This window comes from Sphingobium sp. GW456-12-10-14-TSB1, assembly GCF_059424385.1.
In genome coordinates this window covers 216,403-234,728 of the sequence record NZ_JBWKZI010000003.1, presented here as the reverse complement: position 1 = coordinate 234,728, position 18,326 = coordinate 216,403, and the positions used below count along the sequence as shown (strand labels likewise).

The following is an 18,326-nucleotide window of genomic DNA, read 5'->3' as shown; positions in this document are numbered from 1 at the left end:
GATAGGCCCCCTTGCGAAACTGTAGGGGCCATAGCTCAATTTGCACTTTTAGGTCAATGAAAGGCTTATTTTCGCAAGTGAGTAGGCCCGGTCGGCCCAATTGCCTCGAATTGCGTCGCCAGCCTTTCGTGCGCACGCCTACAACCTGACCTCTTGGGGGCTAGCCACCCTGAAATTGCACCGGTGCAATTTCGGCTCAAGGGCGCCCGCGCCGCGCCAGGAAGCTCTCGCAAAAGCCGGTCCAGGACGCGATCAGCTTGGCGCCCTTCAGCTTCGCCAGCCTCTCACCCATCTGCGCGCGATAGGCGTCGGCAATCAGGTCGATGTCCCAACCACCGCCGGCCGAACGGCCAATGGCCGCGAGCGTGTCCGACCCAAATCGGATCGTGCCGTTTGGGAAGGTAACCTCCCCTGCCCCAGTCTTATCCTTTGACACCAAGGCCGCCACCGCCGCCTGCGTGACGGCTTCGACGGCCACAGTCTCGACCTCGTCCTCGCGCCTCGCCTTCCTCCCCGCAGAGTGTCGGGCAATTTCATCCACGGTCGCTATCTGCTCAGGCGCATCCTTTGGCTCAAAACGAAATTCGATCTCGGTGACGGTTCGACCCTGACGGATTTCCCGCCACTCCACACGGAAATGAGCGAGCTGGTCGATTTCGGCCTTCGCCTTTTCGAGAACCTTGCGGCGCAGCTGCGCAAAGTCCTTGTAAACGTCTGGCGCGATGCCGAGCAGCGCACGCAGTGCCGTCATGTCGCCCTTCCATAGCGACTGGCGTCGATGCAACCGCAATGCCCCGATCTCGTACAGCTTTAGCGCATAGGTCGACCGAAAGCCGAGCACCGCCTGCCGGTTCAGGACCGCATAGGTCTCCGATTCCTGAATCAGTTTCCGAGCGTCGGGCGTGAACTCCCACTCGATCCACCCTGCCTCAGCGCCCTCCTCGTCCTCCACTTCTTCGCGCGATGATGAGATCAGAGAAAAGCGCAGCGTCGCCTTCTTGCCGCGCCAGGACTTATCATCGACCGCAAAAAGCGTGCGATGCAGTTCCTCGAGCATATCCGAGATGCGCTCATTGCCCTTGTGGCCGCGGCGAATATCCGCCTTTCGCATCTTGTGCGGGCGGTCCTCCCAGGCATCACCGCCCGCAGTCAAAATCATCAGCGCAAGCAAACGCGAAGCGGTCAGGCTCAGCGACTGGCCTTTGACGAACTTGACCTCAACGATGCTGCCGGGCTTGGCGAACTCGTCGCCGCCCTTGGCCTGCAGGGCGGCAGCCACCCGCATCGCCCGCCCCGGAGAAGCATCATCACCGGCGGGGGAGGGCGTTACAGCGTGGTCTAGGGCTTGTTCGTCATCCATGCCATGAAGTCTGCACCGATTCGTCCGGCGTGGAAGAAAATCTGCCTGACCTGTCCTCTTGCGTCAAGTCAGGGCAGGATAGACGGCGGTTTCGGCCCCCAAGAGGTCAGGATGGAACTTCACCCCGAAACGACAAAACACAAGGAAGTACGCCGAGTCGCGTTTCAAAGCGATCTGACCCTCGCAAACGGCCGCGGGGAGGGCGAAGAACGTCCCTGACGAGCGATATGACGAGCGAATCGCGCCCAACAGAGCCTGGCCCCCATGCGGTCAGGAAAGCCCCAACCGGTCAGGTTGCATCCCCCGATCGGTCAGGAATGAGCCCCCACAAGGGCAGGCAAAATCCCCCGTCCGGTCAGGATAGGCTTGCTCAAGCCCGCAGAAACGCTGGGCTTTCGGCTTCCCGAATCTGAATCCTTTTGAATCGGAAAAGCTTCCGCTGCGAGCAGCGGCGTTTTGATATTTTTATTTTGAGAAAGAGATTGGCGCTGCGCTTGAAGCAAACCTTCAATCCCCCTGCCTGGAGGGATACGCGAAGTTGGCCGTCCACGATAGGCTTCCTCACCAAAGGACGTCACGAATGGAGGGTGCATGATCAACTTCGCCAAGTTCGAGATCATCGGCCGGATCGGCGAAATCGATGCGCGACCGAAAGTCACCCTGCTGTCGGTCTGCGCGAATTACCGCCGCAAGGGTGACGATGACGAATGGCAGGAAGACAGTCACTGGAACCGCGTGAGCGTCTTCAGCGAGGGCCAGCGCAAGCATATCGCCGACCGAGCCCAAGTCGGGGATCTGGTGCGGATTGCCGGGCGGCTCAAGGACAGCTCCTATGAACGCGACGGCGTGACCCATTACACAACCGATCGCATCGTCGAGGAATTCGGTATCCTCGCAGCCAAGGGCATGCCTGGCTGAATTGGCGGAGAGGGGAGGGCGCAACCGGCAGCGGCGCTCCACCACTTTGCAAGGATTAGTTGATGCCCCTAGCTGCTTCCCATCGCGCCAAAGCCATTGTCGAAGCCCTCGGCGGAACGTGGCGCGGGACGTGCGGCGAATGCCGTTGCCCGGCTCATGACGATCATGGCCCCAGCCTGTCAGTGCGCCTGGGCGAACGGGCGATCTTGTTCCACTGCTTTGCTGGCTGCGATACGCGCGACGTTCTGACTGCCCTGCGCCGGCGGAAACTTCACGATGCGGTGCCGCTCACCATGCCGCGCCCGAAGGCGATGGCCGACCATCGCGCTCTCGCGCTTCGGCTATGGAAGGCAAGCCAGCCCATAGCCGGCTCGCCAGCGGCCGATTACCTTGCCGCACGCGGTCTTGCTCCTCCCTATCCGCGTTGTCTGCGCTACAATCCGCGCACCATCGTCGGGGCCGGTGAGCGTCGCCGGTACTTTCCGGCGATGATCGCCGCGGTCGAGAATGATCTGGGAGTTGTCGCCGTCCAGCGGACCTGCCTCGATCTCGCCGACATCCTGCACAAACCCTTGCCAAAACCGAAGATTGCCCTTGGCCTTCTCGGCGACGCGGCCATTCGTCTGGCGCCGGCCGACGAGGAGCTTGGCCTTGCCGAAGGCATCGAGGACGCCCTTTCAGCAATGGCCTGGTTCGGAACGCCGACCTGGGCACTGGGCGGGGTCGAACGCCTTGGGCTTGTCGCCATCCCCGAACGGGTCAAGCGTATCATCGTCTATGGCGATCGCGGTGCCGCCGCTGCCGCCATGCTCAAAAAAGCTCGGCCGCATCTCACAGCCCATGGACGCGAACTGGTGCTCCGCCTCCCGGAACGGCACGCGGACTGGAATGATGCTTGGCGTGTCCGCCGGGCCACCGAGGCGGCCTGAGAGGGGAGGGGGCCTTCAGGCTGATGACCTGGCGCTGATGCCAGGTGTCAGACCCGGAGATACCCCATGGCCACACAACCCCTCGCGCTCACGCTGCCGCTCGATGATCCCGCCCGGACCGCTGCTCAAGGCATAGCCGACCGGCTGTCCGAAGGCCGTTCGGTTGCACGTAACGACCTCCTTGCCGGGATGACCTCCGCCTTCGGTGGCTCGAGCGCGGATGGCTCATGGTCATTGCGCGACGCCTATGATGTGCTCGAACTCGCGCAGATACTCCATCTGAAGAACACAACACTCCCGGCAGATGCGAATGTGCGGCTCGCCCAGCTGATCGCCATGACGGCGGCGCTTCCGACGCACAGCGTGCGTAGCGAAACGCAGGTCGCGTTCCAGCAATTCTCGACACCGGCACCGATCGGCTTCCTTGCCGCCAGGGCAGCCGCGATCACGGCAAGCGATATCGTACTCGAGCCCTCGGCCGGGACCGGGCTCTTGGCCGTACACGGTCATTTTGCCGGCGCTCGCCTTCTCCTCAATGAGATCGATGCCTGGCGCGCGCGTTTGCTGCGTCATGCCCTTCCCGAGGGCACATTGAGCACGCATGACGGCGAATTGATCGACGACATGCTCGATCCGCAACTGGTGCCGAGCGTCGTGCTCATCAACCCGCCCTTCTCGCGGAGCCAGGGACGGGGGCGCGACCGCCACGCTGCGCTTCGCCACCTGCGCTCCGCGCTCTTGCGCCTCGCACCAGGCGGGCGCTGCGCCGTCATTCTTCCCGATCGCATCGAGACAGGGGACGCGGATTGGCTGCACGCCACCGCGGGCGCACATCTCCGGCTGCATCTCGACCTGCCGCCCAATGCCTATACCAAGCACGGCACCGGGCAAGCGGTTCAGCTCATTCTCCTCGAAAAGGGCGGGGCAGGGGATTGCGTCTCACGCCAGACCTGTACGACGTTCGGCGCTGCGCTCGCGGCCGTCGATGCGATGGCGACCCCGTGCGCCCCCACGCCGCAACCGATCTCCCGCCCCAGCGGATTGTTCCGGGGCCTTACGCGGCGGACCCGCCCCGTAAGCTCGCGTGTGGCGGTAACCCTGCCCACGATCCGCGCGGTCGCCTATCACCGTCTCGACGCGCCGGCGCCCGCGGGCGAACCGCAAGGGATTTACCTGCCCTATCGGCCGAGCCGTCTGCTGATTGCCGATGCCCGTGAGCACCCAAGCGCGCTGGTCGAATCGCAGGCAATGGGATCGATTGCCGCACCCTCGGTCGCTTATGAACCCGTGCTGCCGGCCAGGATCTTGGACGACGGCCTGCTCTCGGACGCGCAGCTCGAAACGCTGATCTACGCTGGCGCGGCGTTCGAGCGTGACCTTCCGGGCCGGTTCGTATCTAGCGAGGAGGGGCTTTCGCTGTTGCCGGCAGAGGCCGGCAATGCCTATCGGACGGGCTTTTTCCTTGGCGATGGCACGGGCGCCGGCAAGGGGCGGCAGGTGGCGGGCGTCATCCTCGACCAGTGGTTGCGCGGCAACCGCCGCCACCTCTGGATATCCAAGAGCGAGACGCTGATCGAAGACGCGCGGCGCGACTGGTCGGCGCTTGGCGGCTTGCCGCTCGACATCCAGCATCTCAACCAGTGGAAGCTCGGCACCCCGATCGCGCTGGGCGATGGGATCCTCTTCCTGACCTATGCCACCCTGCGCTCCAACCGCGGTGACAGGGGCACGCGGCTGCGCCAGCTGATCGAATGGATGGGTGAGGATTTCAGCGGCGTCATCGTCTTCGACGAGGCGCATGAGATGGCCGGGGTGGCCGGTGGCGAGGGCCGGTTCGGCGCCACGAAAGGATCCGAACAGGGCATCGCCGGCGTCCGCCTCCAAAATCTCGCTCCGCGCGCCCGGATTCTCTACGCTTCGGCGACGGGCGCCTCGGACGTCAGCAACCTCGCTTATGCGACACGCCTCGGATTGTGGGGACCGCAGACGGCCTTCGCCGACCGGCGGGCCTTCGTGGAATCGCTTCGCCGCGGCGGCATCGCAGCGATGGAGTTGATCGCCCGCGACCTCAAGGCGCAGGGCCTCTATGCCGCGCGGGCGCTCAGCTTCGCCGGCGTCGAATATGACATCCTCGAGCATCGGCTCAGCGAAGAACAGATCGCCGTATACAATGCCTATGCCGATGCCTGGGCGATCATTCACAACAATCTGCAGGCCGCGCTCGCCGCCACGCGCGTCACCGACGGTTTCAGCGGTGCCACCTACAATAGCGGCGCGAAGGCCGCGGCATTGTCGATCTTCGAATCGACCAAGCAACGCTTCTTCGGCCAGATCCTGCTGTCGATGAAGCTGCCGTCGCTGATCCCGGCGATCGCCGCCGATCTCGCGCGGGGCGACTGCGCCGTGGTCCAGCTCGTGTCGACGTCGGAAGCGATGCTCGATCGTGCCCTTGCCGACCTGTCCCCTGAGGAGCGCGCCTGGCTCGACATCGAGCTGTCCCCGCGCGAATACGTGTAATGTTGAGCTCAACATTAGATGTATTCTTTGCAGTCGCAGTTTATGTCGAGCGTGGTGGCGGGAGGCGCAGGTTTCCTTCGGTTTTCCATGATTTCACTCCAGATAATTGCCTGACAAGGTTGAATGCTGGGGCCGTTAGGATTGTCGGCACCGCTGGAATGGTGCAGGTTGTAGAAGATCCCCGAGGCAGTCGTTCGTCGCTTTCAATCGAGGTCCCGATGCAAGGCTGTCCGCCATGGAGATTTGCCATGCCGAGCAAACTGCCCAAGCGCCCCATTATCGTTTTTCTCGCAGGGATTTTTCTGGGCTTGCCCGGCGTCGCATGTGCAGTGACATTGACGTCATTAAAAGGCATGGATCTCGAAGGAAGCTATGGCTCGTATGCGCCGCGTGGCGATTGCTCCCGAGGGGCGAGCCTTGAGATCAACGAAACCGGTTTTACTTTCAAAGCGTCTGGTCAGACTGTAAAAAGCACCCGGTTTGAGTACGCGGCTTCGTTTCTTGGCCCGACCTATGAAGGCATTAGCGCGGTCTTTTTTCCTTTTCCTGTCAATGCCAACGATTTCGGACGCGTGATCTTGACGGTCAATGACGACGAAAAGCGAGGCGTAGTCCGCCTTGAAGCAGACGTCGCGCCGGGACAGCGCCTGGATCCGTTCAAGTCAGCGCTCGTGTCGCAATCCCCATTGCTCTTGTGCAATGGGTCTGGGCTGGCATCTGCTGCTTCAAAAGCACCGCTGCAAGCAAGGCCAGTCTTGGGAAAACCGACGCCGCTAACCTGGACCAATCTTGCCAGTTCCGTAGGGAAATTCCAAAGTGATTCCGATCCCAACGGAATAGATCTTTTGACAAGTGGTCCGATAGCTGACGCGATACGTTCGCGTTTGGGCCGCAAAACAGACCTGCTGGCCAGCAATCTTTCGGCGATATCCGGTCTCCAGCGACAAGGGTCTCTCTATTGGGTTACCGGAAATGCGCCGCATCAAGGCGGTGTAGAGCAAGCCTATGTTTTGCTTGATGCAAATCGCCGTGCTGTTCAAATTGGCCTTTGGGAAAAGGGAAAGTTGACGGTCTATGCGCCTCAAGGAGGCCGCTTGCCCGTGCCCCAGGACATTGCTCGCCTGCTTATGGACAGCCCACCTGAGGACGCAGTGCCGCTGCCTGGGACTGCTTGGGAGGTCGTGCCGGTCCAAGGTCGCGCCCCAATGGCCTATGTCGATGTAGCTGCTTCGCCAAACATCAAGTCGTTTAGCCTGTTTTGTGAAGGCAACCGCCCCATGATGGCCATGCTCCTTAACAAGCCCGCGACGGTGCCGCGCGTTACGGTTACATGGAATTTTGCTGGTCGATTAATTGACATTCCGACCGGCCGCGCTAACGCTCAGAGCACGTTTTGGCAGGCCAACCTCACTGGTTCCCAACTCATTCCGATGCTTCTCCGTCAAAACGGTTCGGTTATGCTGCGCATCAACGGCCGCCTCGAAGGCGAAGCTTTGTTGGCGGGAGCGCCACTGGCGCTTCGGACTGCGATGCGGAACTGTGTCAAATTTTGACATGACCTCCTGCACGTATTTCCTGAAGCATTGATAGTAGATCGTCGCTTTGCGGCTTGAAGCGCCCGGGCCTGATGGCAGGGGCGCCGTGCGCCGCGAGAATTTGCAGCTTTTCCTCGGGATCGGCGCGCAAATAGGTCTCAGTGCTCTGGATGCTGGCGTGCCCGAGCCATAATGCGACCTTGCGAATGTCCCCGGTCGCCGCGAGCGTGTGCATTGCGCAGGAATGGCGCAGCACGTGCGGTGTTACGCGCTTGCCAAGGATCGACGGCTGCTTCTCTGCCGCGCGCTTGACGTGCTCCGCCAAACGGAACGCAAATCCGTCGCGGGTCATGGGTTGCCCGCTGGCATTGAGGAATATCTCGGCAGCTTGCGCATCGGGACGGATCGCAAGCCACGCGCGCAATGCGAACTGAGTCTCCTTCCAGAGCGGGAGGACCCGTTCACGCCGTCCCTTGCCCATGATGTGCACGGTGGACAGGAAGCGGTCCGGGAAATCGCGCAGTTGTAGCGTTACGAGTTCCGACACCCTCAGCCCGCCAGCATAGGCCAGATGCAGCATTGCGCGATCGCGGGTGCCAAGGCGTGTCCGGGGATCCGGGGCGTCGAGCAAAGCCTTGATCTCTGCCCGGTCGAGGTAGTCGATCAGCGCCTTGTCGGTCTTCTTGGTAGGGATCGATCTGACGCGAAGGGCCTGATCCAGGCAGGCCGGAATACGATACTCGATGTAGCGGAAGAAGGACCGGATCGCGGCGAGCCTGCCATTGCGGGTCCGAACACAGCTGCCGCGACCGTTCTCGACATGGTCAAGGAAGGCCATGATCATGTCGGTGCCGAGATCCTCGATCTCGAGATCGGTCGGCCGACGCTTCAGCCGATCGGCAGCGAACTGGACCAGGAGGACAAAGCAGTTGGCATAGGTCTTCACCGTGTGCGGACTGACAGCACGTTCGCGCGGTAGATGTTCACGCAGGTAGATCGAGAGATGCGGAGCGAGTGCCGTCATGCCGCTTCTCCCCGGTAAAGTTGCTCGCTGGCGACAGCGATATCGCGCAGCAGCACCGGAGTGGCCTCGAGATACCAATAGGTGTTGGCGACCGACGCATGCCCCAGATATACGCTGAGTCCGGCCATGTGGTGTGCGATGGCTTCCCTGTCGCGCGGACAGGACTCAAGGGAACGCACGGCGAAAGTGTGCCGCAGGTCGTGTAACCGCATCCCGGCCGTTCCGGTCGGTCCGCGGTATCCGAGCTGCCGGGCCAGCCTGACGAACACCACGTGGGCGCGCACCTTGTGTGGTGCTCTCCCCCGAATGGTCACGAACAGGTCATTGCCCGTGGCGCCAAGCCTTGCTCGGGTGGCGAGATATGCTTCGAGCGCCTGACGGGTCGATGGCTGCAAGGTAATCAGCCGCTGCTTGCCGAACTTGCCGTTGCGGACGATCAGGCCATCCTCGACCAGATCGTTGCATTGAAGAGCGAGGGCCTCGGAAATCCGGAGACCTGTCGCCGCCAGCAAGCCGAACAAATAATGGTACGTGTATGGGCTGATCGTGTCTTGGGACGCAACGTCCAACGCCGCGGTCATGATCGCCCGGACCTGTTCCGGTTCGATGATGGTCGGGGTCGGGCGTGGCCGCTTGCCCCGACCGAAGACACCGACAGGCGGAACCTCGTAAACTGGATCATCGGCTTGGATAAAGCGGCTGAAGTTGCGAACGGTATCAAACCTCCGGCGGGCCACATTTTGCGAACTCGCCGTGTGGCACCAGTCGTAGATCCGCTGGACTTGGATGTGCCGGTCGCCGAATCCTTCGGCGTAGGCGGCGTACAGGCGCAGCATGCGTTCCTGTTCAGAGAACTTCCGCCCGAGGCTGCGATGCAGCGCCACGTATCTGGAAATGTGGATGTTCAGCATGACTGTTCTCCCGGCCATGGCTGCGCGATCTTCATGAGCATCGGCAGATCGACCTTGGCGTAGATGGCAGTGGTCTCGGGCGAGCTGTGACGCAGGATGGTCCCAACGGACTCTAGGCCCGCGCCCGCTCGCAGCAGGTTGGTGGCAAGCGAATGCCGGAATATGTGCGACCCGGTCGGAACTCCTTCGATCCCACCCCGGTCGCGCGTACGTGCAACGATGCCCGCGATCTCGGCGGACGACCGGAAGGGCCGAAACGGTGCTTGTGCACGCAGGAACAGATGCTCTTCGGCGGCCTTCGGGCGGGCTGCCGCAAGATATGCCAGGATCGCGTCGCCGACATCCTGCGGCAACGGTAGGCGGTCCGGCCGACGCGTCTTGCCTTTGACCGTCAGGTGGCCGGATCGCCAGTCGATGTCGTCGAGACGCATGTCCTGAATATCGGCAGCCCGCAGGCCGAGCCTGGCGAGCAGGAGAATGATGGCCTTGTCCCGGACTTCCACCGGACGATCTGTCGGACAGGCTGCAATGATCCTCTCGATCGTTGCCGGATCGACGTGGCGGGGTAGCGTCGAAAGGCGGTAACGCTGCACTGATGGAACCGCATGCAACAATGCCGGCCGGCACTCGCCTTGCACGACCAGAAACCGAATGTAGCTCCTCATAATCGTGACGAGCAGCGATGCCGAGCCCGGCGTCTCCTTGCTTCGTCGTTGGAATGCGCTCCTGAGCGCGGCGGCATCCCATTGTGAAGGCTCGCCCAACATCGGCATGAGCCGTCTGATATCGGTCCGGTAGCGCCGGATCGTCTCATCGGTGGCACCGCGATGTTGCTTGAGCCACGTCAGGTAAGCCGACATGTGCGGGTCATCGTCCGCCACCGGTTCAACCGATGGGATGACACCCCGGCCTCGCAGGAACCCGACGAAGTGCCGTGCGCATCGCCGCCGCCGCTTGGTGCCCGTTGCGACCAGCTTGCCCCGCTTGCGCCAGACCGGGCATCGGCAATCATGCGCGGCGTACTGGTCGATGATCGTGTCATCGATATCGATCCACTGGCGCCGCGCCATGCGAAGCCAGGCCACGAAATGCTCGGCCTCGGACCGATAGGTCTGTGCCGGTCCCTCGGCGAGTTGCAGGCGATCGATCGCATCGGAATAGTCAGCGAGGTGCCGTGGCAGATCGTCGATCCCGTCGTCGACTTCGACGTAGCCTTGATCTTCCAGGAACCGGACGAAGCGCCTGACCCTTGCTGCTTGGTCAGCCTTGTAGTGCGCTTGCTGCGCCGAATACCGGTGGCACCGACACCGATGCTTCTCGAACCGCCGGACAGCCCGATCGTCAATCGTGCGGATCGCGATCTCGTGCAGGTCCAGCCAATGCAGGAAATGGCGGACCGCCGCGCCATACAGAACCGCACAGCCTGACCTCTCGTCGAGCGACAGAGAGGAGAGGAATGCGGTGAGAAGGGCGCCGTGACTGGGCGGGTCTTCGACCCGGAGCGGGGCCGCTCGAAACGGCAATGATGATCTTGATCGCATGTTGGTTCCTTCGACTTGTTGAGGTCGAGGGAACCGTAATTATCTGGAGTGAAATCATGGGAAACCGAAGGAAACCTGCGCCTCCCGCCACCACGCTCGACATAAACTGCGACTGCAAAGAATTCCTGGTCGACTATCTGACGGCGGCCTTTCCGGTGCGCCAGATGCGCACCTATACCGACGATAGCGGCACGGTGCGCTCGGAACCGATGATCGACGAGGCTGGGCAGCCCGTGCTGTGCCGGGAAGCGATGGCCATGCGCGACCAGCTCCTCGAGCAACTCTGTGCGCTGCCGGTGGTCGGCTCGGCGCTCGATCATATCATCGGGCATTTCGGGACGGAGGCAGTGGCCGAGGTGACGGGTCGCAGCCGGCGGATCATCGTCGATGCCGAGGGCCGTCAGCGGATCGAACGGCGCAGCGCGCGCACGAACCTCGCGGAGACCGACAGCTTCATGCGCGGCGAAAAGCGTATCCTGATCTTTTCCGACGCCGGCGGCACGGGACGGAGCTATCATGCCAGCCTCGACGCGCTCAATCAGAGGCGCCGCATTCACTATCTCCTCGAGCCCGGTTGGCGTGCTGACGCGGCGATCCAGGGGCTGGGCCGCACGCACCGCACCCACCAAGCCAGCCCACCCCTGTTTCGGCCCGTTTCCACCGATTGCCGCGGCGAACGGCGGTTCATCTCGACCATCGCCCGGCGCCTCGACAGCTTGGGCGCCCTGACCCGCGGCCAACGCCAGACCGGCGGGCAGGGACTTTTCGACCCCCGCGACAATCTGGAGTCCGACTTCGCGCGGGAATCGCTCGACCAGTGGTTTCGCCTACTGTTCCAGGGAAAGCTCCAATCGGTGCGCTTTGATCAATTCCAGTCGCTCACCGGTTTGAACCTGGCCGGGGAGGGTGGGGGGCTCACTGAGACCTTGCCCACGATCCAGCGGTGGTTGAACCGCATCCTGGCACTGCGCATCGACCTGCAGAACGCGATCTTCGACGAATATCTGGGCTTGATCGAAGCACGGGTGGAAAAGGCCCGCGAGGCTGGCACCCTCGATCTTGGCGTCGAAACGATCGCGGCCGACCGAATTTCGATCCTCGACCGCACGGTGATCCGGCGCGATCCCGTGAGCGGCGCCGAAACCGAGATCCTGCGTATCGAAACCGAGGAACGATATCGGCCGCTGACTCTGGAACGAGCGCATTGGCTTCTGGCCGACCCGGAAGCGCGCGGGTTGATCAACCCGCGTTCCGGCAAGGCCGCCATTTGCCGGCCGACCTTCTCGCTGACGGACGAAGAGGGGCGGACCGTGCGCCGCTACGAGCTGGTGCGTCCAACGCGCACCGAACGGCACCGGCAGGACCTCTTCGCCGAAACCCATTGGACCGACGTGGACCGCGCGAGCTTCGACGAAGCCTGGCAGGCCGAATGCGACGCGATGGCCGCGCAGACGCGTACGCAGATCATCTATCTGGTCACGGGCCTGCTGCTCCCGGTCTGGGGAAAGCTGCCCGACGATCATGTCCAGGTCTGGCGGTTGACGAGCGATGACGGCCAGTCGCTTCTCGGGCGTCTTATTCCGGCGCCGCTGGTGGAGCGGATCGCCAGCGCATTCGGCATCGCCGCCCATGTCGCGATCGATCTAGGCGCGCGGGTCGAGCACGTTCGCACCTCGGGCGAGATCATGCCGATCGGGTCGCTCCGGCTGAAGCGGGCCTTGGTCGCCGGCGACCAACGCCTCGAATTGCTCGACTGGAAGTCCGACGCCCTTCCTCATCTCAAGGCGGCGGGCTGCTTCACCGAGATCATCCAACACCGCACGCGGCTCTTCGTCCCACCGAGCCGCGCCGTCGAGATCCTTGGCGAGATAGCAGGCTGAGCAGCGGCAGCGTCAAGCGATCGAAGAGAGGGGAGGGGGCCTTCGGCCGGGTGGGCCTGAGTGGCTCAAGCCGGCCGACGACGTCGGCGCAACCCTCGAAGGAGACAACCGATGATCCAGTCCGTGAAGGTCAAGAACCTCTCGCTCTCCAAGGATAATGTCCGCAAATCCAATCGCGATGCCGACCTCGACAGTCTGGCCGAGAATATCGCTGCGCATGGCCTGTTGCAGAATCTCGTGGTCACGCCGCTAAAAAAAGCGGGGCACTTCACCGTCAAGGCGGGCGGCCGCCGCTTGCGGGCGCTCCAACGCCTGATTGAGACGAACCGGCTCGCCGCGGACCATGAGGTTCAGGTGCTGGTGCTCGAGGATGATGCCGGATCGGCCGAAGCGAGCCTTGCCGAGAATTTCCATCGCGTCGCGATGAACCCGGCGGATGAATGCTCGGCCTTCAAGCACTTCCTCGACCGGGGGGCGAGCGCCGAGGATGTGGCGAAACGCTTCGGGGTCACGACCCGCTTCGTCGAGCAGCGGGTCCGGCTTGCCGAACTGGCTCCGGTAGTCTTCGCGGCGCTGGCGGCGGGCGAGATCACGCTGGGGGTCGCCCAGGCTTATGCCGTCACGCCCGACGTCGATCGCCAGGCGCGCGTGTTCGAGAGCATGAGCCGGTCCTATTATGGTGACAATCCCGACAATGTCCGCCGTGCGCTCCTCAACGGGACGGTGAAGGCGACCGATGCGAAGGCGCGGTTCGTTGGCCGCGATGCCTATGTCGGTGCGGGCGGCCGGATCGAGCGCGACCTGTTCGGCGATGATGCGGACGAGAGCTGGATCGACGTGGAGATCATCGAGCAGCTTGCCGCCCAGAAGCTCGAAGCAGCGGCACAAATACTCGCTGCCGAGCAGAAGCTGGCATTCGTGACACCGGTCCTCGCGACCCATGTGCCCTATGACATGGAGTGCCAGCTCTACGAATATCATCCGGCGCTGCGCGAATTGAGCGAGGACGAGCAGGATCGCGTCGACAGTCTTTCCGATGAGGGCGATGCGCTCATCCGTGAACTGGAAACCGAACTTGAGGACGGCACACCAGAGGCCGAGGCGGCTTCGGTGCGGCTCGCCGACATCGAGCGGGAACTCGATGCGATCGAGGCGGCGCGCACGATGGTCGACGATGCGATCAAGGACCAGCTGGGCACCTTCATCTATCTGGCGCCCGATGGCAGTCCGCGGGTGCACAGCCGCATGTTCAGCGAGCGCGCCATTCGTCAGGCGGGCGCGGACGCAGAACCCGAAGCACCGTCCGGCAAGGTCGCGGCCTCCCGGCTCAGCGCGACGCTGGTTGACGAACTCGCGACCCAGCGGCGGCAGATCCTGGCGTCCCATGTCGCCTCGGACGCGGGGTTCGCGCTCGACCTCGCGATATTCCTGATCGCGCACCGGACCGTGTTCGCCAGCGGCTATGTCCGGGACCACTCGACGCTGCAAGCGGCCGCCGCGAGCTTCCCGATCGTCGGCTTCCGCGACGAAGGCAGCGCGGCCAGCAACGTCCTGGCCGAACAGCGCCAGGGGCTCGATGTGAGCTGGGCAGGCGGGAACACGCTGTCGTCGCGTTTCGATGCCTTCCGGCAACTGGATGAACAGGCGCGCGCCGATTGGCTTGCCCATGTCGTGGCGCAGACGCTCGAACCGACGCTCAACGTCGACGATGGCGGGCGCCGCAACGGCTTCCACGATCATCTCGGACGTCTGCTCGACATTGATGTCGCGCAATGGTGGCGGCCCGATGCCCAGAACTTTTTCGGACGCGTGAAGAAGGACGTCATGCTCGAAGCGCTTGAAGAGATCGGCGGGCCAGTACTGCGCGGCCGCTACAAGGACGCCAAGAAGGGTGACCTTGCCAATGCCTGCGCGGCGCTCTGTTCCGGGCAGGGCATCGTCGAGGCCGAAGTCCGGGAAAAGGCGCTCTGCTGGCTGCCCGATGAGATGCGGTTTGGCGCGGTGGAGAAGCCCGAAAGCTTCCGTAGCTATTCCGCCTTCCTCAGCGACGAAGACGACAGCGACGGCGGGGCAGGGGAGATCGCCCCCGATGGCGATGCTGATGACCTCGACGAGGCGGCCTGAGACCAACGCGTAATGGCCGGCGGCGCTCTTGCGTCGCCCGCAGTCCTTCATCGGCGGCGCTGGCCGCCGCTCTTTCGTGGAGTATCCACCATGACTCGATCATCGGGCCGGCCCTCGCCGGCCGAGACCATCACGTGCGCCATCATCGACCGGCTCGAGGCCGGTGTGCGACCCTGGGTGCGGCCCTGGCGTTCGTGTGCGGCGCAGGGGCGTCCGCTGCGGGCCAATGGCGAGCCGTATCGCGGCATGAACACCTTTTGGCTGTGGCTGGCTGCCGAGCAATGCGGCTATCGGTCACGGCATTGGATGACCTACCGCCAGGCGCAGACCCTTGGCGGGCAGGTCCGTGCCGGTGAGCAGGCGCAATTTGCAATCTTCTACAAGGCCTATTCGAAGAAGGTCGATTCCAGCGAACGTCCCGGCGAGCTGGTCGATGAGCATCGCCGGGTGATGCGGTCCTATGCGGTCTTCAATGCAGACCAGATCGACGCGCTGCCGTCCGATTTCTATCCAGAACCGCTATCGCTCGTCCCACCGGGCGACCGGCTCGGTGCGCGGGCACAACGCTTCGTCGATCGCCTGCCGGCGCGGCTGCGGACTGGAGGCGATCGCGCCTATTATAACCTGCGCGCAGACCTCATCACGATGCCGCCCGTCGAACAGTTCGACACGCGTGCTGCATGGGCGGCCACGCTCGCGCATGAGGCTGGTCATTGGACGGGTCATCCAGACCGGCTTGCCCGATCCTTCGGCAAGCGCTTCGGCGATCAGGCCTATGCGTTCGAGGAGTTGGTGGCTGAACTGTCGGCAGCGCTGGTTGGCGCCGATGTGGGTCTCCCAACCACCCATCTCGACGATCATGCGGCCTATATCGGTTCCTGGCTTTCGATCCTGCGCAGGGATAATCGTGCTCTGCTCACGGCGGCGGCGCGGGCAGAGGAGGCCGCAGGCTACTTGCTGCGCGCAACGGGTCTTGCCCGCGAGGATGTGGATGAGCAGGCCGCCGCTTGAGCCGGTCGATAGTATTGCCTGTTCATGTGATCATCGCGATGACGGATCCAATGACCACAGTCCGCGTCTTTCCGGGAGGGGTCGGCAAACGCCAGATGTCTGCTCCCGACCAAACTCAGTCATCCACTCGAACCGGCGCGAACGCCTGAGTCGGAGCGGAGCCGCCATTCGGCGAAAGCATGCCCATGCGCGGAAATAAGCGATGGCGCGGTGGGCGATAGGGAGAGGCAGCGTTCTGTTTTGGGATGAGCGAGTCAGAACTGCGTTTTGGAGAAACGGTGCAATCTGTCTCAATCGCGTTGGGTGGTCCCGCTGATCGACCACACGGCGAGCACATCGCCCGTCTTTGGATTTTCGACGCGCAACTCAGCAAAGTCGCCGACGATCATACATTGTGGTCTTTGCTGCCATCCCGTTCGCTGAAGACATTGTACCGGCCCGCCCGCCTCGACCGACTGCATGCGTCCGATGATCCTCAGCGCAAAGCCGCGCGCCGGATCAAAATCACCCGGCTCCATCCGCTTGACGATCTCGAGCCTGCGCGCACTTTTATCCGCGTCGCCTTCAATGAAGCGCGCGATCGCAACCTCGCCTTGAGACTGGCTGGGTACGGCGACGTGCGCCGCACCGCCCGGCGCGGACGCCGGACAATGTGTTGCCTTCGACCAGGGCCTGGCGATCCAGAAGCCTTCGAGCGCGGCCTTGTCTGCCTCGGTCTCTGCCGACAACCATGCGCTGCGTGCCCATCGCGTGGGATTAATCCACACGCGTAGCGTGGTCTTTGCTGCGTCATATTGCCATCCGAACGGCGCCGTCCGGTCGCTATCGACGAGCCCCTCGCAGCCGAACGGGAGCACCAGATCGAAGCGCCGGCCCGCCGCTGATCGTACTGCCTCCGGCAGAGGACGTGAAGCACTGGCAGCATCTACTGCGTCGGCGACTAGGTCGATCAAGCCTGCGCGTTCCAGAGTCGGTGGCGGCGCTATGGCTGCTGGCGGCGGCGGCGGTGCGGGCTGGGGCGTCGTAGCGGTCGACGTTGGAGCGGGGGGCTTAGGCGCCGTTGTGCGGCCGATCAAAAAGCCACCGCCGCCCACGAGCAGCAGCGCGATGAGCCCGCCGGCCAACGCCAATCGACTGGAATGAGGGGTCGGCTCCTGCATAGGACCCTCCTAGCAAAGCATCCGCTGCTCTCCCACCCCGAAGACCTGTTGGCGCGTCTTCCGTTGACAGACGGCGACCTTGGACCGAGGCAGAGACGCAATGACGCTCGATCAACTTCTTACTCTCCTGGTTCTGGCCACGGTCGTTGCCGCGCTCATCTGGGACAAGGTGCGTGCGGACGTAGTAGCGCTGAGCGGCGCGGCCTTTTTGCTGATTACCGGGGTGGTGAGGCCGGTCGAGGTGCAGAGCGCTTTCGCCAGCCCAGCAATCATGGCGCTCGCCTCGCTCTTTGTCATCGCTTACGCGCTGGAGCTTAGCGGCCTGCTCGACCGGGCGATCGCTTTAGGGGTGAGCCTGTGCAAGCGCATGGGGTCTAAGGGGATCTGGCTGCTCCTGAGCATGATTGGCTGCGCCTCATGCTTTCTTAACTCGACGCCCATTGTTGTGCTGGGCGCTCCTGTTATCCGCGATATCGCCCAGTCGCTGGGTCAGTCGCCCAAGCGCTATCTGATGCCGCTTTCCTATATCACCGTGCTGACCGGTTGCTGCACGTTGATTGGTACCTCCACCAACCTGCTTGTCGACGACATGGCGCGCGTCGCGGGACAGCCGCGCTTCGGCTTCTTCGAGATCACCCCTGTGGGACTGCCCGTTGCGATCGTCGGCGGTCTCTATCTTCTCCTGGTGAGCGGGCGCATGCTTGCCCGGCCCGAAGAGGAAACGCCGATACGCCCCAAGGCGATCGACCCGCATGCGATCCACAGCGCGCAGATCGGAGACGCCACTCTATTCGCAGAGCCGCGCGCCTTGCAACCACGCAAGGCCGCACTGGCGGCCGGTATATTCGTAGCCGTGATCACGCTTGCGGCCTTCAACATTGCACCGATCGCCGCAACGGCGCTTACAGGCGCTGTCGCGCTCATCCTGCTTCGCGTGATCAGCCCGGATGAAGCCTATGCTGGTCTCAAACCGGAAATCCTTATCCTGATCGCCGGGATGGTCGTGCTGGGCATAGCCATGGACCAGAGCGGATTGGCATCGCAGGCCTCGCGACTGCTTATCGCCAGCGTTGAGGGGCTGAGCCCGCTCGTTGCACTCATCGTGCTCTACGGCGTCACCATGGTGCTGACCGAACTGCTCTCCAACGCCACGGTCGCGGTGTTGGTGACGCCTGTTGCTGTTGCGCTGGCCGACAGTCTGGGGGTCAGTCCACGTCCGTTTCTTATTGCCGTCATGATGGCGGCCAGCGCGGCGTTCGCGACACCCTTTGGTTATCAGACCAATGTCATCGTCTACCAGATGGCGGGCTACCGCTATATGGACTTCGTCCGCGTCGGGCTACCGCTCAATCTGATCACGTTTGCAGTGGCGATCCTAGCGATCCAGGCGGCCTTTCCTTTTTAATGCCGCTCTCT

Annotated in this window: 14 protein-coding genes; 8 read left to right on the top strand and 6 right to left on the bottom strand. The window is 63.2% G+C overall.

All coding sequences use genetic code 11. From position 1 onward, the window contains the following. Nucleotides 1-196: 196 nt before the first annotated feature. Together AC07X9_RS23575 and AC07X9_RS23570 are read right to left on the bottom strand one after the other, a co-directional pair. Entirely contained in the window at nt 197-1,285 is a 1,089-nt protein-coding gene (locus tag AC07X9_RS23575; RefSeq protein ID WP_017183650.1) for a replication initiation protein, read from the bottom strand. A 386-nt stretch (nt 1,286-1,671) separates the two neighbouring features. Beyond that, complete coding sequence (locus tag AC07X9_RS23570; protein ID WP_206740609.1) at nt 1,672-1,953, bottom strand: hypothetical protein; 282 nt, start codon at nt 1,951-1,953, stop codon at nt 1,672-1,674. On the opposite strand from AC07X9_RS23570, the gene AC07X9_RS23565 reads away from it, so the two are divergent. The 4 genes from AC07X9_RS23565 to AC07X9_RS23550 all read left to right on the top strand — a co-directional run bounded on the left by AC07X9_RS23565 (nt 1,952) and on the right by AC07X9_RS23550 (nt 7,277). Continuing rightward, complete coding sequence (locus tag AC07X9_RS23565) at nt 1,952-2,278, top strand: single-stranded DNA-binding protein (protein WP_017183648.1); 327 nt, start codon at nt 1,952-1,954, stop codon at nt 2,276-2,278. The two genes, AC07X9_RS23570 and AC07X9_RS23565, sit on opposite strands and share 2 nt — an antisense overlap. Before the next feature lie 62 nt (nt 2,279-2,340). Continuing rightward, on the top strand, nt 2,341-3,207 hold the full coding sequence (locus AC07X9_RS23560; RefSeq protein WP_022684358.1) for a DUF7146 domain-containing protein: 867 nt from the start codon (nt 2,341-2,343) through the stop codon (nt 3,205-3,207). A gap of 66 nt (nt 3,208-3,273) precedes the next feature. Next, nucleotides 3,274-5,724: a strawberry notch-like NTP hydrolase domain-containing protein gene (locus tag AC07X9_RS23555; protein WP_017183645.1), complete on the top strand. Its 2,451-nt coding sequence runs from the start codon at nt 3,274-3,276 to the stop codon at nt 5,722-5,724. A gap of 248 nt (nt 5,725-5,972) precedes the next feature. Further along, nucleotides 5,973-7,277, top strand: coding sequence for an Ivy family c-type lysozyme inhibitor (locus AC07X9_RS23550; protein ID WP_080993750.1), 1,305 nt, complete (start codon nt 5,973-5,975; stop codon nt 7,275-7,277). Here AC07X9_RS23550 and AC07X9_RS23545 read toward each other — a convergent pair. The 3 genes from AC07X9_RS23545 to AC07X9_RS23535 are packed head-to-tail and all read right to left on the bottom strand — an operon-like array spanning nt 7,267 to nt 10,735. Then, on the bottom strand, nt 7,267-8,283 hold the full coding sequence (locus AC07X9_RS23545) for a tyrosine-type recombinase/integrase (protein ID WP_007015936.1): 1,017 nt from the start codon (nt 8,281-8,283) through the stop codon (nt 7,267-7,269). The genes AC07X9_RS23550 and AC07X9_RS23545 overlap by 11 nt on opposite strands. After that, entirely contained in the window at nt 8,280-9,194 is a 915-nt protein-coding gene (locus AC07X9_RS23540; RefSeq protein ID WP_007015935.1) for a tyrosine-type recombinase/integrase, read from the bottom strand. The genes AC07X9_RS23545 and AC07X9_RS23540 overlap by 4 nt, the downstream gene beginning before the upstream one ends. After that, a complete protein-coding gene (locus AC07X9_RS23535; RefSeq protein WP_086485384.1) occupies nt 9,188-10,735 on the bottom strand; it encodes a tyrosine-type recombinase/integrase in 1,548 nt (515 codons plus the stop codon). Before AC07X9_RS23535 ends, AC07X9_RS23540 begins: the two co-directional genes overlap by 7 nt. Here AC07X9_RS23535 and AC07X9_RS23530 point away from each other — a divergent pair. The 3 genes from AC07X9_RS23530 to AC07X9_RS23520 all read left to right on the top strand — a co-directional run bounded on the left by AC07X9_RS23530 (nt 10,717) and on the right by AC07X9_RS23520 (nt 15,750). Next, nucleotides 10,717-12,615, top strand: a complete 1,899-nt coding sequence (locus AC07X9_RS23530; RefSeq protein WP_254908005.1) for a strawberry notch C-terminal domain-containing protein — start codon at nt 10,717-10,719, stop codon at nt 12,613-12,615. The genes AC07X9_RS23535 and AC07X9_RS23530 overlap by 19 nt on opposite strands. 111 nt (nt 12,616-12,726) lie before the next feature. After that, entirely contained in the window at nt 12,727-14,739 is a 2,013-nt protein-coding gene (locus AC07X9_RS23525; protein ID WP_022684360.1) for a ParB/RepB/Spo0J family partition protein, read from the top strand. 90 nt (nt 14,740-14,829) lie between these two features. Beyond that, nucleotides 14,830-15,750 carry an ArdC family protein gene (locus AC07X9_RS23520; protein WP_031291232.1) on the top strand — a complete coding sequence of 307 codons (921 nt, stop codon included), beginning with the start codon at nt 14,830-14,832 and terminating at the stop codon, nt 15,748-15,750. Nucleotides 15,751-16,040: 290 nt separating this feature from the next. On the opposite strand, the gene AC07X9_RS23515 is transcribed toward AC07X9_RS23520, so the two are convergent. Next, the gene (locus tag AC07X9_RS23515) at nt 16,041-16,703 is read right to left on the bottom strand and encodes a hypothetical protein (RefSeq protein WP_235600929.1); all 663 of its coding nucleotides are present in this window, start codon (nt 16,701-16,703) and stop codon (nt 16,041-16,043) included. Between the two features lie 307 nt (nt 16,704-17,010). Between AC07X9_RS23515 and AC07X9_RS23510 the strand changes: the two genes are divergently transcribed. Next, complete coding sequence (locus AC07X9_RS23510; RefSeq protein WP_017183728.1) at nt 17,011-18,315, top strand: SLC13 family permease; 1,305 nt, start codon at nt 17,011-17,013, stop codon at nt 18,313-18,315. Nucleotides 18,316-18,326 lie beyond the last annotated feature (11 nt).